16 protein-coding genes are annotated in these 17,205 nt (G+C 62.2%); 14 read left to right on the forward strand and 2 right to left on the reverse strand.

The window, feature by feature from the left end:
• Nucleotides 1–362: 362 nt before the first annotated feature.
• From hslR to BN1120_RS03860, 7 genes are all read left to right on the forward strand, one after another.
• Nucleotides 363–761: a ribosome-associated heat shock protein Hsp15 gene (hslR, locus tag BN1120_RS03830; RefSeq protein ID WP_042014839.1), complete on the forward strand. Its 399-nt coding sequence runs from the start codon at nt 363–365 to the stop codon at nt 759–761.
• Nucleotides 762–865: 104 nt separating this feature from the next.
• Nucleotides 866–1,750 (forward strand): Hsp33 family molecular chaperone HslO, encoded by an 885-nt coding sequence (gene hslO, locus BN1120_RS03835; protein ID WP_010675729.1) that lies wholly within the window; start codon nt 866–868, stop codon nt 1,748–1,750.
• A 149-nt stretch (nt 1,751–1,899) separates the two neighbouring features.
• Complete coding sequence (gene pckA / locus BN1120_RS03840) at nt 1,900–3,525, forward strand: phosphoenolpyruvate carboxykinase (ATP) (protein WP_010675730.1); 1,626 nt, start codon at nt 1,900–1,902, stop codon at nt 3,523–3,525.
• A 173-nt stretch (nt 3,526–3,698) separates the two neighbouring features.
• Complete coding sequence (locus BN1120_RS03845; protein ID WP_029314822.1) at nt 3,699–4,364, forward strand: GntR family transcriptional regulator; 666 nt, start codon at nt 3,699–3,701, stop codon at nt 4,362–4,364.
• 33 nt (nt 4,365–4,397) lie between these two features.
• The gene (locus tag BN1120_RS03850; protein WP_042014842.1) at nt 4,398–6,200 is read left to right on the forward strand and encodes an aminopeptidase P family protein; all 1,803 of its coding nucleotides are present in this window, start codon (nt 4,398–4,400) and stop codon (nt 6,198–6,200) included.
• A gap of 137 nt (nt 6,201–6,337) precedes the next feature.
• Nucleotides 6,338–6,790, forward strand: a complete 453-nt coding sequence (locus BN1120_RS03855) for a GNAT family N-acetyltransferase (RefSeq protein WP_042014844.1) — start codon at nt 6,338–6,340, stop codon at nt 6,788–6,790.
• A 131-nt stretch (nt 6,791–6,921) separates the two neighbouring features.
• On the forward strand, nt 6,922–7,392 hold the full coding sequence (locus tag BN1120_RS03860) for an outer membrane lipoprotein (protein WP_010675734.1): 471 nt from the start codon (nt 6,922–6,924) through the stop codon (nt 7,390–7,392).
• Between the two features lie 77 nt (nt 7,393–7,469).
• Here BN1120_RS03860 and BN1120_RS03865 read toward each other — a convergent pair whose 3' ends face one another.
• Complete coding sequence (locus BN1120_RS03865) at nt 7,470–8,423, reverse strand: CYTH domain-containing protein (RefSeq protein ID WP_042014845.1); 954 nt, start codon at nt 8,421–8,423, stop codon at nt 7,470–7,472.
• A gap of 169 nt (nt 8,424–8,592) precedes the next feature.
• Here BN1120_RS03865 and BN1120_RS03870 point away from each other — a divergent pair, with 169 nt between their 5' ends.
• The gene (locus tag BN1120_RS03870) at nt 8,593–9,273 is read left to right on the forward strand and encodes a TIGR00153 family protein (protein ID WP_010675736.1); all 681 of its coding nucleotides are present in this window, start codon (nt 8,593–8,595) and stop codon (nt 9,271–9,273) included.
• Nucleotides 9,274–9,298: 25 nt separating this feature from the next.
• Nucleotides 9,299–10,564: an inorganic phosphate transporter gene (locus BN1120_RS03875; protein ID WP_010675737.1), complete on the forward strand. Its 1,266-nt coding sequence runs from the start codon at nt 9,299–9,301 to the stop codon at nt 10,562–10,564.
• Between the two features lie 101 nt (nt 10,565–10,665).
• Here the strand turns inward: BN1120_RS03875 and BN1120_RS03880 are convergent, their stop codons facing one another.
• Nucleotides 10,666–11,904, reverse strand: a complete 1,239-nt coding sequence (locus tag BN1120_RS03880; RefSeq protein ID WP_042014847.1) for a multifunctional CCA addition/repair protein — start codon at nt 11,902–11,904, stop codon at nt 10,666–10,668.
• Between the two features lie 229 nt (nt 11,905–12,133).
• On the opposite strand from BN1120_RS03880, the gene BN1120_RS03885 reads away from it, so the two are divergent.
• The 5 genes from BN1120_RS03885 (at nt 12,134) to mltC (ending at nt 17,205) form a co-directional block, all read left to right on the forward strand.
• On the forward strand, nt 12,134–13,777 hold the full coding sequence (locus tag BN1120_RS03885) for an ExeA family protein (RefSeq protein ID WP_042014848.1): 1,644 nt from the start codon (nt 12,134–12,136) through the stop codon (nt 13,775–13,777).
• Nucleotides 13,777–14,460 carry a GspB family T2SS assembly factor variant ExeB gene (gene exeB / locus BN1120_RS03890; protein WP_042014849.1) on the forward strand — a complete coding sequence of 228 codons (684 nt, stop codon included), beginning with the start codon at nt 13,777–13,779 and terminating at the stop codon, nt 14,458–14,460. Before BN1120_RS03885 ends, exeB begins: the two co-directional genes overlap by 1 nt.
• Nucleotides 14,461–14,627: 167 nt before the next feature.
• On the forward strand, nt 14,628–15,713 hold the full coding sequence (gene mutY / locus BN1120_RS03895) for an A/G-specific adenine glycosylase (RefSeq protein ID WP_042014850.1): 1,086 nt from the start codon (nt 14,628–14,630) through the stop codon (nt 15,711–15,713).
• A complete protein-coding gene (locus tag BN1120_RS03900; protein WP_010675742.1) occupies nt 15,710–15,982 on the forward strand; it encodes an oxidative damage protection protein in 273 nt (90 codons plus the stop codon). The genes mutY and BN1120_RS03900 overlap by 4 nt, the downstream gene beginning before the upstream one ends.
• 119 nt (nt 15,983–16,101) lie before the next feature.
• Nucleotides 16,102–17,205 carry a membrane-bound lytic murein transglycosylase MltC gene (gene mltC, locus BN1120_RS03905; RefSeq protein ID WP_010675743.1) on the forward strand — a complete coding sequence of 368 codons (1,104 nt, stop codon included), beginning with the start codon at nt 16,102–16,104 and terminating at the stop codon, nt 17,203–17,205.

Genomic DNA, 17,205 nt, shown 5'->3' on the forward strand with positions numbered 1-17,205 from the left:
GTCAAGGGGGCGGGCTGGGCCAGTTCGTACAGGCGCCAGGTGAGCACGGCGCACTGCTGGGCCAGCAACAGCAGCAGAAGCCAGAACAGGGGCTGGCTGAAACGGGAGAGTGGCATGGCCTTGCAGCGAGCCAGAAGGGAAGTCAACAAATCATCCCTGAACGGTAGCGTCATCTTTCTCAAAATTGTCTGGCATCCAAGTCGGTTGGCTATTGTGTACGGCAATGGACCCAGAGACAACCGACCGGATGGGACCAAGGGGTGAAAATTCAGTTTCCGTCACACCCGGATGCCCCCTGTTTCTATCCCGGGGCCCGCCTCTGGTATAATCAGGCACCTTTTCAGCCATCCCGGAGCCGATCCATGTCGAATCCAGCACAAAACAGCACTCAGGTCCGTCTCGACAAGTGGCTGTGGGCCGCCCGCTTTTACAAGACCCGCAGTCTGGCGCGGGATCAGATCGACGGCGGCAAGGTGCACTACAACGGCCAGCGCACCAAGCCGGGCAAGGCGGTCGAGGTCGGCGCCCTGGTGCGATTCTGGCAAGGCCAGGACGAGCGGGAGGTGCGGGTGCTCGAGGTGAGCGAGCAGCGCAAATCCGCCCCGCTGGCCCAGCAACTCTATGAAGAGACAGAGACCAGCCTGAAGAAACGGGCCGAAAACAGCGAAGCCCGCCGCTTCAACAGCCAGTTTGCCCCAAGCCCGGAGCGCCGACCCGACAAGCAGGAGCGACGCCAGCTTATCCGGGTCAAGCAATCCTAATCCGCGTCTGTGGCCCCTTTATGACGACAGGTGGAGGAATTAGTTCCTAACCACCTGTTTAACAATGTGTTTATTTTTCCCCAAGAACATCCTAGGAAACCATGATGAGTAACCAAGACCTCCTGTATCGCTATCTGTTCGAAGAGTACGAAGTGCGTGGGGAGCTGGTCCAGCTGGATCGTACCTACCGCCACATCATCGACGCCCAGAACTACCCGGTACAGGTGCAGCACCTGCTGGGCGAGCTGCTGGTTGCCACCAGCCTGCTGACCGCTACCCTCAAGTTCGAAGGCTCCATCACGGTGCAGCTGCAGGGGGATGGTCCGGTGCGTCTGGCCGTCATCAACGGCGACAACAACCAGCAATTGCGCGGCGTGGCACGCTATGAAGGGGAACTGCCGACGGACGGCAAGCTGCAAAGCCTGATCGGCAACGGCCATCTGGTCATCACCATCACCCCGGATCAGGGAGAGCGCTATCAGGGCATCATCGCCCTGGAGGCCGACACCCTGGCGGCCTGCCTGGAGCACTACTTCGCCCAGTCCGAACAACTGGCCACCCGCCTCTGGATCCGCACCGGCCACCACGAGGGCGAGCCCCGTGCGGCGGGCATCTTGCTGCAGGAGCTGCCGGCCCAGAGCGAGGATCACAGCGAAGATTTCGACCACCTGGTCCAGCTCACCACCACCATCAAGGACGAAGAGCTGTTCGGTCTGGACGCGGAAGAGATCCTCTACCGCCTCTACCACCAGGACAAGGTACGGGTGTTCGATCCCCAGGCCATCGAGTTCCGCTGCACCTGCTCCCGCGCCCGTTGCGAAGGGGCCTTGCTGCAGATAGACAAGGAGGAAGCGGTATCCATGGTGCAGGAGCTCGGCAAGATCGACATGCACTGCGATTACTGCGGCGCCCACTACGAATTCGACGGGATAGACATCGAAACCCTGTTCAGCAGGGCTCCCGGTAATGATGCAAACCAGTTACACTAATCAAAGGCGGGCAAAACCCGCCTTTAACTTAAATAACAAAAAAATACCCTATTTTATAAAGTTTGATGGCGATCGCTAAAAACTACCACCTAGGTGGTAGCATGAACGTCAGATAGAACCCTACACACCTCTGAACCCAGGAGAATACAATGACAATCGTGGTAGAACCCACCCTGGCCCAACAACTGAAGCTGGACCAATACGGTATCAAAAACAGCCAGGAAATCGTTCGCAACCCCTCCTATGAGCAGCTTTTCGCTGAAGAGACCCGCTCAGACCTTGAGGGCTTCGAGCGTGGCGTCGTCACCGAGCTTGGCGCCGTCAACGTCAACACCGGCATCTTCACCGGCCGCTCCCCTAAAGATAAATATATCGTCAAAGATGCCACTACCCAGGATACTGTGTGGTGGTCTGACCAGGGTAAAAACGATAACAAGGCGATTACCCCGGAAGTGTGGTCACATCTGAAAGGGCTGGTCACCAAACAGCTCTCCGGCAAGCGTCTGTTCGTGGTGGACGGCTTCTGCGGCGCCAACCCGGACACCCGCCTGGCGGTGCGCATCATCACCGAGGTGGCCTGGCAGGCGCACTTCGTGAAGAACATGTTCATCCGCCCGAGCGAAGAGGAGCTGAAGACCTTCAAACCGGACTTCGTGGTGATGAACGGTGCCAAGTGCACCAACCCGAACTGGAAGGAGCAGGGTCTCAACTCCGAGAACTTCGTCGCCTTCAACATGACCGAGAAGATGCAACTCATCGGCGGCACCTGGTACGGTGGCGAGATGAAGAAGGGCATGTTCTCCATGATGAACTACTTCCTGCCCCTGCGCGGCATCGCCTCCATGCACTGCTCCGCCAACGTGGGCAAGGATGGGGACGTGGCCATCTTCTTCGGCCTCTCCGGCACCGGCAAGACCACTCTCTCCACCGATCCCAAGCGTCAGCTGATCGGTGATGACGAGCACGGCTGGGATGATCACGGCGTGTTCAACTTCGAAGGGGGCTGCTACGCCAAGACCATCAAGCTCTCCGAAGAGGCCGAGCCGGACATCTACCACGCCATCCGCCGCGATGCGCTGCTGGAGAACGTGACCGTGGCCGCCGATGGCACCATCGACTTCGACGACGGTTCCCGCACCGAGAATACCCGTGTCTCCTACCCCATCTATCACATCGACAACATCGTCAAGCCGGTCTCCAAGGCGGGTCACGCCACCAAGGTGATCTTCCTGACCGCAGACGCCTTCGGTGTGCTGCCCCCGGTCGCCAAGCTGACCAAGGAGCAGACCAAGTACCACTTCCTGTCCGGCTTTACCGCCAAGCTGGCCGGTACCGAGCGCGGCATCACAGAGCCGACCCCGACCTTCTCCTCCTGCTTCGGCGCGGCTTTCCTCAGCCTGCACCCGACCAAGTACGGCCAGGAGCTGGTGAAACGGATGGAAGCGGCAGGGGCTGAAGCCTATCTGGTCAACACCGGCTGGAACGGCACCGGCAAGCGGATCTCCATCAAGGATACCCGTGGCATCATCGACGCCATCCTGGATGGTTCCATCGAGAAGGCGCCGACCAAGGTACTGCCGGTGTTCAACCTGGAAGTGCCGACCGAGCTGCCGGGCGTCAACCCCGCCATCCTGGATCCGCGAGACACTTACGCCGACCAGGCCGAGTGGGATGCCAAGGCGGCCGATCTGGCCGGGCGCTTCATCAAGAACTTCGAGCGCTTCACCGACAACGACGAAGGCAAACGCCTGGTCGCGGCGGGCCCGCAGTTGTAAGAAACGCGCCTCGCGTCTCGCAATCCCGTACCGGTCAGCCCTGCTGGCCGGTATTTTTTTGGCCGATGCGCGGCATATGGCTCCCGCCAAGCCTTGCCTTGACGGCCCTTGCGCGTTAGATTCAGCCAAACTTTATACAATATACAATTTTGCAACCTGCCCGTGACCCCAGCATGACCCCACCTTACAAGACCCGAACCCAGATGGTGATGGAGAACCTCCGCGGCCGGATATTGCGTGGCGAGTTTGCAGCGGGCGCCCCCCTGCGCCAGGACGCCATCGCCAAGGAGCTGGCGGTGAGCCGCATCCCGGTGCGGGAGGCCCTGATGCAACTGGAAGCCCAGGGGCTGGTGAAGTTCGAGGCCCATCGCGGCGCCGTGGTGACCATGCTGGATGCCTCGGCCATCGAGGAGCTCTTTTATTTGCGGGCACTGCTCGAAGCCGATACCCTGTTCCACGCCGTCGACCTGATGACGGAGGAGACCTTCGCCCAGGCGCAAGCCATCCTCGCCCAGTTTGATCTGGCGCTGGAGTCTGGCACCCAGATCGAACACTGGGCCGAGTTGAATCACCGCTTTCACGCCACCCTCTACCAGGCAGCCAATCGCCCCCAGGCACTGGAACTGATCGCCCAGATCAATCTGAGCTGCGACCGCTATGTGCGTTTCGAACTGCTGTTCGCCCAGGGCGGCGTGGACAAGGCCGAGCGGGAGCACGCCCGACTCCTTGAACTGTGCCGCGCCCGGCGCAAGCACGAAGCAGTGGTACTGCTCAAGCAACACATCGAGGCGGCAGGCCAATCGATCAGACAGATCCTGGCAAGCGGCCACCATCAATGAACACTCACATCACCACAAGCTGGCAATAACGACATGAACCATTTCGAGATTATTGAAACCCGCGTCGCCCAGGTCAGGGCCACACTGGCCACGCTGGAGCTGGACGCCTTCATCGTTCCCCACGACGACGAGCATCTGGGGGAGTACATTCCCGCCTATGCCGAGCGGCTGGACTGGATCACGGGTTTCAACGGCTCCGCCGGGCTCGCCATCATCATGGCGCATCGGGCGGCCCTGTTCATCGACGGTCGTTATACCGTGCAGGCCCGCATGCAGGCGCCGGCCGAGCTGTTCGAGTTTCTCCACCTCAATGAAGACCCCCACGTGCAGTGGCTGGCGGAGCAGTTGCCCTCAGGCTCCCGGGTCGGCTTCGATGCCCGCCTGCACAGCCTGGCCTGGTATCAGAACGCCAACGCCGTGCTGGCCGATCACGGCATCGAGCTGGTGCGCATCGACGAGAACCCCATCGATCTGCACTGGAGCGATCGTCCCGCTCCGACCAAGAGCCCTGTCATCCTCTACAGCGAGGAGCTGGCGGGCCAGTCCAGCCAGGCCAAGCGCGAAATGCTGGCCAGCGATCTGCGCAAGCGCGGGCTGGATGCGGTGCTGCTGACCCAGGCCGAGCCCATCAACTGGCTGCTCAACCTGCGTGGTCGCGACGTGGAACGCCTGCCGGTGGTGCTGGGCTTTGCGGTGCTCTACGCCAACGCCACCATGGATTTCTTCGTCGATACCGACAAGATCGACTGCTTCGCCTTCAGCCAGCACGTGGGGCAGGATGTCTCCGTCTACCCCATCGACAAGCTGGGTGACGTGTTGCAGCGCATCGGCGAGGATCAGCAGAAGGTGCTGGCCGACCCCAACACCGCCAACGCCTGGACCCAGCTCGTGATGGAAGAGGCGGGCGCCATTCTGGTGGCCGGCCAGGATCCCACCATGCTGCCCAAGGCGTGCAAGAACCCCGTGGAGCTGGCCGGCATGCGTGCCGCCCACCTGCGCGACGGCGTTGCCGTCACTCGCTTCCTGGCCTGGCTGGATCGCCTGATCGCCAGCGGCGAGTTCGACGGTGTGGACGAAGGCACCCTGGCCGACCAGCTGGAAGCCTTCCGCCACGAGCAGGAGCACTATGTGGAGCCGAGCTTCGACACCATCTCGGCACTCGGCCCCAACGCCGCCATGTGCCACTACCGCCACACCAACGGTACCCCGCGCGCCTTCGGCCAGGACAGCATCTATCTGGTGGACTCCGGCGCCCAGTACCTGGACGGCACCACCGACATCACTCGCACCGTCAAAGTGGGTGAGGTGACCGACGAGCACAGGGCCATGTTTACCCGGGTGCTGCAGGGTCATATTGCCCTGGATCAGGCCCGCTTCCCCCGTGGCACTGCCGGCATCCAGCTCGACGTGCTGGCCCGCATGCCCCTGTGGCAGGCCGGTTACAACTACGACCATGGCACCGGCCACGGGGTCGGCCACTTCCTCAGCGTGCACGAAGGTCCGCAGCGCATCGCCCCCAAGGGCAGCCTGGTGGCCCTGCAGCCGGGCATGGTGCTCTCCAACGAGCCGGGCTACTACCGGGAAGATGCCTTCGGCATCCGCTGTGAAAACCTGGTGGTGGTGACCGAGCAGGAAGCCCGCGGCGAGCTGCCGATGCTGGGCTTCGAGCGACTGACCTATGTGCCGTTCGACATCCGCCTCATCGATCGCAGCCTGCTGAGTCCGGCGGAGTTCCGCTGGATCAACGAATACCATGCGGAGGTCTACCGCCGTCTGAGCCCGCTGCTGGAGGGCGAGGATCTCGCCTGGCTGGAGCAGGCGACCAGCCTCCTCTGATGACACAGGGCCTGCGGGCCCTGTTTCTTTATCTACGGCATGCCACAAATGCCCCCCTTGCATCGACTCCCCGCCCCTTCTACCCTGTGCCTCCTTTTTGGCTGCCCCGCAGCAGAGACCCGATCAGAGGAGCCCCGATGCACTCGTCCCCCGTATTGCGCCTTGCCACCCACGCCGACATGCACGCCATCTGGCAGATAGATGCCGATGTCTTCGGCGAGGATGTCTACCCCGGTTTCTTCTTTCGTCAGGCCATGGATCTGTGGCCCGAACTGCTGGTCGTCGCGGAGCGGGAAGGCCGGCTGCTGGGCTATGCCCTGGGCGGGCTTGGTCAGGATCGGTCGCAGGGCTGGCTGCTCTCCCTCGCGGTGCGCCCCGAAGCGCGCGGCTTCGGCCTGGCCGAGCAAATGATGTTGCAGGTGGAGCAGGGACTGCTGAAACTGGAAGTTGAGCGGGTCAGACTGACCGTTGATCCCGCCAATCCGGCCCAGCGCCTCTACTTCAGGCTGGGTTATCAGCAGTTGGCAGAAGAGAGAGGCTACTTCGGGCCGGGCGAGGATCGCCTGCTGCTGGAAAAAGCCCTGACCTGACCATCCACCACCGGCACGGGAGCCTTCCGGCCACATAATTGGTTACACTTTGCGGGTTTAATGCGCAATCTGGTTGGCGTAAAGTGCAATTCATCACCAGATTAATCCGATGCCCGCCCAGGAGGCCCATCATGTTCAAACGTATTGCTCTCGTCACCCTGCTGGCGGCCACCACCGCCATCACCGGCTGTGCCAACAGCGACGTCTACTCCGGCGATGTCTACACCAAGGATCGCGCCAAGCAGGTACAGACCGTCAGCTATGGCACCATCCTCTCCACCCGCCCGGTCAAGATCCAGGCCGATGAGAACTCCCTGATCGGCACCATTGGCGGTGCCGTGGTCGGCGGCCTGCTCGGCAGCACCATAGGCGGCGGTCGTGGCAGTGACATCGCGGCGGCCGGTGGCGCCATCGCGGGTGCGGCGGCCGGCAAGGCGGCAGGGGACAAACTCAACCAGGTTGACGGGGTCGAGCTCGAGATCAAGAAAGAGAACGGCGAATCCATCGTGGTAGTACAAAAGGCCAGCCCCACCTTTGTACCTGGCGCCCGGGTCCGCATGACCCAGGGCAACGGCACCATCAACGTGGCCGTGGTGAACTGATAGCGCCGCTCAAGGTGCAACTGCCATAAAAAAGGTGAGCCCGGGCTCACCTTTTTGCGCTCTGCACCACTTAAGATTCACTCCCCCAGATGCAGCCAGGCCGCGATGGACAGCTGCAGGCTCACCAGGTCGGCATGGTGGAACAGGGCATGCAGTGATGCACGATCCCCGGCCACCTGCATCATCAGACGCTGTTGAGCCTGCAGGTCGGCCAGCCAGGAGGGTGGCACCGTCAGCGTGCCTGCAGCCTCGGCTACCAGGGATACCCCCTCGAGCAGGGCATGCAGCGCCCGTTGTTGTTCGCCAGCATCGTCACTCTCGAGCCAGAGCTGCTCATGATACTGCCAGTGCTGCATACCCAGGGTAATGCTGGCCTTCTGACCTTTACCCTCAATCCTTTGCAGGGGCTGCACGGCCAGTGGCTTACCAAGCCCAGCCAGCCTGTATCCGCGCTGCGCCTTGGACTGGGCACCCAGCCGCAATCCTCCCAGCGCCGCCAGCTTGCTCGCCAGGGTGAACAGCGCGCGGGCATCGCCGGATTTCAGCTCCAGCTCCAGCTCGTCGATCCCGGTACGCCCCAGGGCACCGGCAATCTCCCCCTGATCCCAGGCCAGCTCGATCTCGGCATCTCCGAATGCGATCAGCCAGTGGCGGCGCAGGAAATCGGTGCTGAACTGGGCCACCAGACGGCTCTGGAGTTCATCGCGCACCACCAGACTCGGCCAGATATCGGCAGGAAAGGCAGACAGGGTCGGAATGGTGCCCTCCACCGGGGTGTTGTACTCGGGTCTGGCGTGCAATCCGCCCACGACCTGCCCCCGGCACTTGATGGTCTGCTCGGAAAAATCATCGCTGCGACGAATGCGCAACCCCATCTCGAGCCCACGCAAACCCAGATCGGGCGTGTCGAAATAGACGTTGCCAAGAGCGGCTTGATTGGAAGATATAATCTCTATTGAATTCAGAAGGTTGGAGAGGGATTCTTGAATATTGCTGGTGACGAAAAACTTTATCTCGATCTCAGTTTGCATAGTCATTCCGGGCTGGCGGGCAACTTTGGGGGGCATGTTCGGGGTCGCGAGGATATAATGCCAGCGACAGTTCACGATTAATTCACGGTTTTATTGATGGCACAGTTCGGTTACCATGCGCCCCTCATAAAATCGTATCGAGTGTTTTTTCACCGACACAGGTTTGGCCATGCCAGTAAATACTATTTTGGGTCTTTTTGCCAAGTCCCCCATCAAGCCGCTGCAGAAGCATATTGTCAAGGTTCACGTGTGCTGCGAACAGCTCATTCCCTTCTTTGATGCCGTTGCCGAAGACCGCTGGGAAGATGCCGAGAAGATCCGGCAACAGATCGCCCAGCTGGAAAAAGAAGCGGACATCCTCAAGCGCGAAATCCGCTTGAAACTCCCTCGCGGCCTGTTCCTGCCGGTCGCCCGTACCGATCTGCTGGAGCTCTTGACCCAGCAGGACAAGATTGCCAACCGTGCCAAGGATATTTCCGGTCGCATGCTTGGCCGCAAGATGGAATTCCCCACCGAGATGCGCGCCGATTTCATGGCCTATCTCAAACGCTGTATCGATGCGACCGCCCAAGCCGAAAAAGCCATCGGAGAACTCGATGAGCTGCTCGAAACCGGCTTTAAAGGACGTGAAGTTGAAATGGTTGCCGAGATGATCCACCAGCTGGATCTCATCGAGGACGATACTGACACCATGCAGATCGGACTGCGCCAACAGCTGCAAGCCGTTGAGCACAAATACAATCCGATCGACGTTATGTTCCTCTACAAGATCCTCGAATGGGTAGGTGACCTGGCTGATCAGGCAGAGCGCGTTGGCGCCCGTCTGGAATTGATGCTGGCTCGTTCGTAATCGACTGACTGGGTAAACACTACTAATGGACATTATCGCAAATTACGGCACCACCCTGGTGCTCGTGGCGGCCTTGTTCGGCTTTTTGATGGCCTGGGGCATTGGTGCGAACGACGTCGCCAACGCCATGGGCACATCGGTCGGCACCAAGTCCCTGACCATCCGTCAGGCGATCATCATCGCCATGATCTTCGAGTTCGCCGGTGCCTATCTGGCCGGTGGCGAAGTGACGGCCACCATCCGCAGCGGCATCATCGACAGCAACGCCTTTGCCGACACGCCGGATCTGCTGGTGCTCGGCATGATCGCCTCCCTGCTGGCTGCGGGTCTGTGGCTGATCCTGGCCTCCTATTTCGGCTGGCCCGTCTCCACCACCCACTCCATCATCGGCGCCATCGTGGGCTTCGCCGTGGTGAGCATCGGTCCGGAAGCGGTACAGTGGAACAAGTTTGGCGGCATCGTCGGCTCTTGGATCATCACGCCGGCCATCTCGGGCATCATCGCCTACTTCATGTTCATCAGCGTGCAGAAGCTCATCTTCAACACGGACAACCCCCTGGACAACGCCAAGCGCTATGTCCCCTTCTACATGTTCCTGACGTCCCTGGTCATCTGCCTGGTCACCATCAAGAAGGGGCTGACCCACGTCGGTCTGCACCTGAGCAATGGCGAGGGCGTCCTGCTCTCCGTCGCCATCTCCATCGCGGTGGCGTTTGCCGGCTGGATCTATATCCGCGGCCAGCAGTACAACCCGAAAGATGACAGCAAGATGCACTTCGCCAACGTGGAGAAGGTGTTCGGCATCCTGATGATCATCACCGCCTGTGCCATGGCCTTCGCCCACGGCTCCAACGACGTGGCCAACGCCATCGGTCCGCTCTCTGCAGTCGCCTCCATCGTGGCGGCCGGCGGCGAGATCGGCGGCAGCTCCCACATCGCCTGGTGGATCCTGCCCCTTGGCGGCATCGGCATCGTCATCGGTCTGGCCACCATGGGCGAGAAGGTGATGGCGACCGTCGGCACCGGCATCACCCACCTGACCCCGAGCCGTGGCTTCGCCGCCCAGCTGGCCACCGCCGCCACCGTGGTGATCGCCTCCGGCACCGGTCTGCCCATCTCCACCACCCAGACCCTGGTGGGTGCCGTCATGGGTGTCGGTCTGGCACGGGGCATCGCGGCCCTGAACCTGGGCGTGCTGCGCAACATCGTGGTCTCCTGGGTCATCACCCTGCCCGCGGGCGCCATCTTGGCCATCGCCATCTTCTACGTGCTGCAGGCCTGCTTCTCCTGAGCAGCCCACGCCGCACGACAAAAAGCCCGGGTCATTGACCCGGGCTTTTTTATGCTTCGCCCATATCACGCCGTCGATTGAGCGTCGATCGGCTGCGGCGCTTACTCCTCGATAAAGGTCCACTCGTCGCGCACCCGGCTGATGGCATCAAGCCGCCGCTTGGCAAGCTGCTCGCGGATTGCCTCCCCTTTGAAGCCGGCCGCCACTATCTCCTTGACCGGCACAGCCTGCGCCGCCTCCAGGGCCTGAGCGACATAGTCCGGCTGACTGTAGACCTTCTCTTCGAAGCCGGTACGACCGTGGAAGTCGGCGCGACAGGCATCGAGCAGCTGGGCAAAGCGCTCCGGTCTGCGCCAGGCATCGGCCTTGTCGAATACCTTGAGCAGGGTCGCGGGCTTGAGCTCGAAGGCAATGTGGATATGGGTGTGCAGGTCGCTCACCAGCAGTGCCAGATCGCGACACTCGTTCGGCACCCGGAAGCGCTCGCAAAAATCCCGAATGAGCGGCAACCCCTTCTGACCATGGCCGTGATGGCTCGGCCAGAAGGCGGGCGGAGTGAGCCCTTTGCCAAAGTCGTGGCAGAGGGACGCGAAGCGCACGGTCAGTTCGGGGGAGAGACGACATGCCTGCGCCAGCACCATCATGGTGTGGATGCCGGTGTCGATCTCCGGGTGCCATCTGGCAGGGGCCGGCACCCCGAACAGGGCATCGAGCTCGGGGAAAAGCGCCTTGAGGGCGCCGCATTCGCGCAGTACCTCGAAGAAGATCTGGGGTGTCGGCCCCAGCAGCACTTTTTCCAGCTCCTTCCAGACCCGCTCCGGGGTCAGGTGGGCCAGCTCTCCAGCCTCCGTCATCTCGCGCATCAGCCCCTGCGTCTCGGGGGCCACCACGAACCCCTGGGCATGGAAACGGGCGGCGAAGCGCGCCACCCGCAGGATGCGCAGAGGATCCTCGGCAAAGGCCGGCGAGACATGGCGCAGCAACCGCGCCTCCAGATCCTGCACGCCGCCGTAGGGATCGTGCAGTTGCCCATCCTCATCTTCGGCGATGGCGTTGATGGTGAGATCCCGGCGCAGCAGATCCTGCTCCAGCGTCACCTCGGGGGCGGCATGGCAGACGAAGCCGGTGTAACCCTGCCCCTGCTTGCGCTCGGTGCGCGCCAGGGCGTACTCCTGCTGGGTTTTGGGGTGAAGAAAGACCGGAAAGTCTCGGCCCACCTGGGTGAATCCGAGACCCAGCATCTGCTCCACCGTGGCGCCGACCACCAGGTGATCCCTGTCACCCTGGGGCAATCCCAACAGGCGATCCCGCACCGCCCCTCCGACCAGATAAATCTGCACGCGCACTCTCCCTCGATAAACTTGCCCCGATGATACCGCTTTTGGCCAAGAGAGACGATGTGCACCCGTCGCACCAGGCTCGCCATCACTCAGCCGGGCGGCGGCTTCCCGTCATCGTCCCGGGCGACTCAGCCCGTGGTTCGCGCCAGCTCCCCTTATGGTATCCGGGTCTTTGACATCCCTTTTGGGAGGCTTTAACCTGCCGCCCATAACAATGGAATGGATCCTTATGTACACACAGTTCTTCGGTCTGTCGGAGCCCCCGTTCTCCATCTCGCCCAACCCCAAATACCTCTATATGAGCGAGCGTCACGGGGAGGCCCTCGCCCACCTCAACTACGGGTTGCAGGACGGTGGCGGCTTCGTGCTGCTGACCGGGGAAGTGGGTACGGGAAAGACCACCGTCTCCCGCTGCCTGCTGCAGCAATTGCCCGCCGACACCGAGATCGCCTACATCCTCAATCCCTCTCTGACCGAGCGGGATCTGCTGGCCGCCATCTGCGACGAATTCCAGTTGCCCTACGGCGAAGAGGCCAGCCTCAAGCAATTGTTCGACCTTATCCGGGATCATCTGCTGGCGAATCTGGCGGCAGGCAAGCGCAGCGTGGTGCTGGTGGATGAAGCCCAGCACCTGCTGCCCGGCGTGCTGGAGCAGTTGCGACTGCTCACCAATCTGGAGACAGACGAGAAGAAACTGCTGCAGGTGGTGCTCATCGGCCAGCCCGAGCTGCAACAGATGCTGCGCCAGCCCCTGCTGCGCCAGCTGGCCCAACGGATCACCGCCCGCTATCACCTGCTGCCGCTGTCGCGCCAGGATGTGGATGCCTATGTCCGCTTCCGGTTGCAGGTGGCAGGCTGCGTCCAGCCCATCTTCACCCCCAGGGCCATCCAGACCCTGCATCGCCTCTCAGGGGGCATTCCCCGTCTCATCAACCTCATCTGCGACCGCGCCCTCATCGCCGCCTTCGCCCGTGGCAGCCACAAGATAGTGCACGGGGACATCAGCCAGTCCGCGTATGAGGTGAGCGGCATTCGCGACGAGGGAAGCTGGCAATCCGGCCTCACGGTCGCCCTGGTGGGCGCCCTGCTGGTCGCCACCGGCTGGTGGGGCTGGCAATTCTTCGGATTCTTCCCAGCCCGCCCCCTGGTCAAGGTCGAGGTACCGGTCAAGGTGGATGACACGCCGGAGCAGCAGGCCCAGCTGACCCGCGCCATCAATCAGGCGCTGGAGCCGGACGTCGCCATGCAGAATCTCTACAAGGTATGGGGCTACCAGGCCGAGCTGGAGGAGGCAACCTGCGACAATGCTCCCCGTGCGGGCCTGCGCTGCCAGGAGGGAGAAGCCTCCCTGGCGCAATTGCAGACTCTGCAATACCCGGCCCTCATCAGTCTCACCGACGAGACCGGCGGCCTCTATTACGCCACCCTGGTCAGCCTGGGGGCGGACAAGGCTTCCCTGCTCATCGGCAACCAGAGCTGGCAGGTGGACAGGCAGTGGCTCTCCGACGCCTGGGGCGGCAGCTACACCCTGCTCTGGCGCATGCCCAGGGGCAACGTGCCCCTGATAGCGAGCAATGCCGGGGCTGCCCAGGTGCAGTGGCTGGACAACGCCCTTAGCCGCGCCATGCAGCAACCCGATCGCAAGGTGAGCCGCTTCGATTCCACCCTCAAGAACAAGCTGCAACAGTTCCAGCGCGAGCAGGGACTGACCCCGGACGGCATCGCCGGCAGCAACACCCTGCTGCGGCTGAATGTGGCCTCCGGCGAACCCATGCCCAGGCTGGAGGATGAATCCCTGCGAGCCAGTACGCCGGTCGATCTCGACAGCGTGGCGGATGATGAGACGGATCCCATGGTCGAGGAGGCCTCCTGATGTCCACCCTGCTCAAGGCCCTGCGCCGGGCCGACCAGCCCCAGTTCACCCCCCATATGCCGCTCATGGGTCTGCCCGTGAGCCAGGAAGAGGAGCCCAACCGCCGCTGGATCTGGTGGGCCCTGGTGCCCCTGGCCCTGGTGATGGGCGCCGCCGCCAACTATGGCTGGCACCTCTATCACCTCAAACCCGTGGAACAGCAGGTCGAAGTGAAGGAAGTGGTGACTCCCCCCTTCGTGCGGGTCGAACCCAGGCCCATGATCACCCGGCCGCTGCCGCCCCCCTTGCCGGAGCCCGTGGTCGCTCCAAGACCTGCCGCAACCCCGGCTGCGACTACCGCAAACCAGGGGGGACAGAGTCTGGCAGAACGGCTGATGGCCGCCCTCAACAACACGCCGCTGGTGGAAGAGAGTGCGCCCCATGCTCAGGTCCAGACCAGTGCCATCCCCCTCGGCGCCCTGGGCCCGGCCCTGAAACAGCAGGTACCGTCCCTGACCTATGGTGCCCACAACTACTCCTCCGACCCGGCCAAGCGGGCCGTGGTGCTCAATGGACGGGAGTGGCGCGAGGGCAATGAGATCGCCCCCGGTGTCATCCTGGCAGCCATCGCCCAGGACTACATCGTCCTGCAGGTCGGCGGCCAGTATGCCAGCCTCAAGGCGCTGCAAGACTGGCGCGGCTGATCTGCCGGCATCCAGTGGCCCTCCCCCGGGAGGGTCACCGCCCATTCTGAGGGAGCCCGAGAGCTCCCCTTTTTAATCAATAACCTACACTCGACCTTTGCCATGCGCCGGGTCGGGGATCGCCCTCCTGATGGCGGGCGGACTTATCATCAGAACATGAGCACACTGTGAGCCACTCAGACAACACCACCTTCGCCACCCGCATTCTGGACTGGTACCAGATCCACGGCCGCAAGACCCTGCCCTGGCAGCAGGACAAGACCCCCTACCGGGTCTGGGTCTCCGAGATCATGCTGCAACAGACCCAGGTTGCCACTGTCATCCCCTATTACGAGCGGTTCATGGCCCGCTTCCCCGACGTGCTGGCCCTGGCCAACGCCCCCATCGACGAGGTGCTGCATCACTGGACCGGGCTTGGCTACTACGCGCGCGCCCGCAACCTGCACAAGGCTGCCCAGCAGATCCGCGATCTGCACGGCGGCCTCTTTCCGGAACAACTGGAAGAGGTGATGGCTCTGCCCGGCATCGGTCGCTCCACCGCCGGGGCCGTGCTCTCCCTCTCTCTGGGCCAGCCCCACGCCATCCTGGATGGCAACGTGAAGCGGGTACTCACCCGCTGGCTGGCGCTGGCGGGCTGGCCGGGCCAGAAGCAGGTCGAGCACGATCTCTGGGAGCTGGCGACCCGCCTCACCCCGCGCGTCGGGGTGGCCCAGTACAACCAGGCCATGATGGACATGGGGGCCACCGTCTGCACCCGCAGCAAGCCCGCCTGCGAGCGCTGCCCGGTGCAGGCCGATTGCCAGGGGCTGTCGCAGGGCAACCCCACCGCTTACCCTCACAGCAAGCCGAAGAAGAGCATTCCGGCACGCAACGGCATTATGCTGATCATCCGCCACGGCGATCAGCTGCTGCTGGAGAAGCGTCCGCCGCAAGGGATCTGGGGCGGGCTCTACTGCTTCCCGCAGGTGGAATCCCTCACCGAGGTGACCGGACGACTGCGGGAGTTGGGGCTGGAGGATGCCGCCTATCAGGAGCTCGCTGGATTTCGTCACACTTTCAGCCACTTCCACCTCGATATCCGCCCTTTGCTGATCGAAATGGCTGTTCCGCCCGCCCCCCTGCTCATGGAAGCGGATACCCGACTCTGGTATAACTTACGCCATCCTGCCGAGGTGGGATTGGCGGCGGCCACGGCCCGTCTGCTCGCCTACCCGGACTTACAACCAGACTTGCAACCACAGAGGTCAACATGAGCCGTACCGTATTTTGCCTGCGCCTGAAGAAAGAAGCGCCGGGTCTCGATTTCCAACTCTACCCCGGTGAACTCGGCAAGCGGATCTTCGACAACATCAGCAAGGAAGCCTGGACCGAGTGGCAGAAGAAGCAGGTCATGCTGATCAACGAGAAGAAGCTGAACATGATGAATCTCGAGCACCGCCAGTTGCTGGAAAAAGAGATGGTCAGCTATCTGTTCGACGCGGGTGAAGTCCAGATCGACGGTTACACCCCTCCCAGCCAGTGAGCGGGAATCGAGTCAAAGGGCCAGCGTCCCCCTGAGTCGTCAATATGCCGCAGGGTGACACCAATCCTGGCTCAGGCCAGTCAGTGACGGGCGGCCCCACCGCCCGGTTTGAGGATCTTATGGGTCGTTTTTTTGGGCTGCTGTGCGCCCTGCTGTTTCTCTCTGCCTGTTCATCCACACCCCAGACCAGCGGGAGTGGCGATGATGATCTGGTCAACGGCAAGGACGTGCGCGGTTTTGAACACATGATCAGTGCGCTCTCCCATAACGTGAACGAGATATGGGGGCGCGAGGCGCTGTTCGCGGGCAAGTTTGACTACGTCAAATACACGGATCAGTACAAGAGCCGCGCCCACATCGATTTCTCCAGCGGTCACATCATGGTGGAGACCGTCTCGGGTCTGGATCCCCGCGCCCACCTGCGTCGCGCCATCATCGAAACCCTGCTGACCCCGGACGATCCGGCAGAGGTCGACCTCTATTCGGACCGTGAGATCATGCCAGGTGGCGAGCCCTTCCTCTATGGCCAGGTGCTGGACAACCAGGGACAAGCGATCCGCTCCAGTTGGCGTGCAGAGCGTTATGCCGACTATCTGATCGCCAACGCGATGAAGAAGCGCACCCTCGGGATCCGCAACATCTTCTTCATCGACATTCCCATGGTGGCCAACCACGAAGACAGGCGCGGCTACAAATACGCCAGCATCATCCGCGACGCCTCCCGCAAGTACGGGGTCGCCGAGAGTCTCATCTACGCGGTGATCAAGACCGAGAGCAGCTTCAACCCCTATGCGGTCAGCCACGCCAACGCCTATGGCCTGATGCAGGTGATCCCGGCTACCGCTGGGCGGGATGTCTATGTGAGGGTCAAGGGCAAGGATGGCCAGCCGACCAGGGAAGATCTGTTCAATCCGGCCTACAACATCGATGTGGGGACCGCCTACCTGCACCTGCTGCAGACCGTCTATCTGGCGGATATCCAGGATCCCCAGTCCCGCCGCTATGCGGTGATCTCCGCCTACAACGGTGGTGCGGGAGGGGTGCTCAACACCTTCTCCAACGATCGCAAGGCGGCCCCCGGCATGATCAACCGCCTCTCCCCCGAGGCCGTCTATCAGGTACTGACCGAACAACATCCCAAGGCAGAGGCTCGCCGCTATCTCTACAAGGTCAATCAGGCCGAGAAGGGGTTCAAGCGAACCGTCGCAAGCCGGGCTGGCTGA

This window comes from Aeromonas caviae, assembly GCF_000819785.1.
Lineage (GTDB): Bacteria > Pseudomonadota > Gammaproteobacteria > Enterobacterales > Aeromonadaceae > Aeromonas > Aeromonas caviae.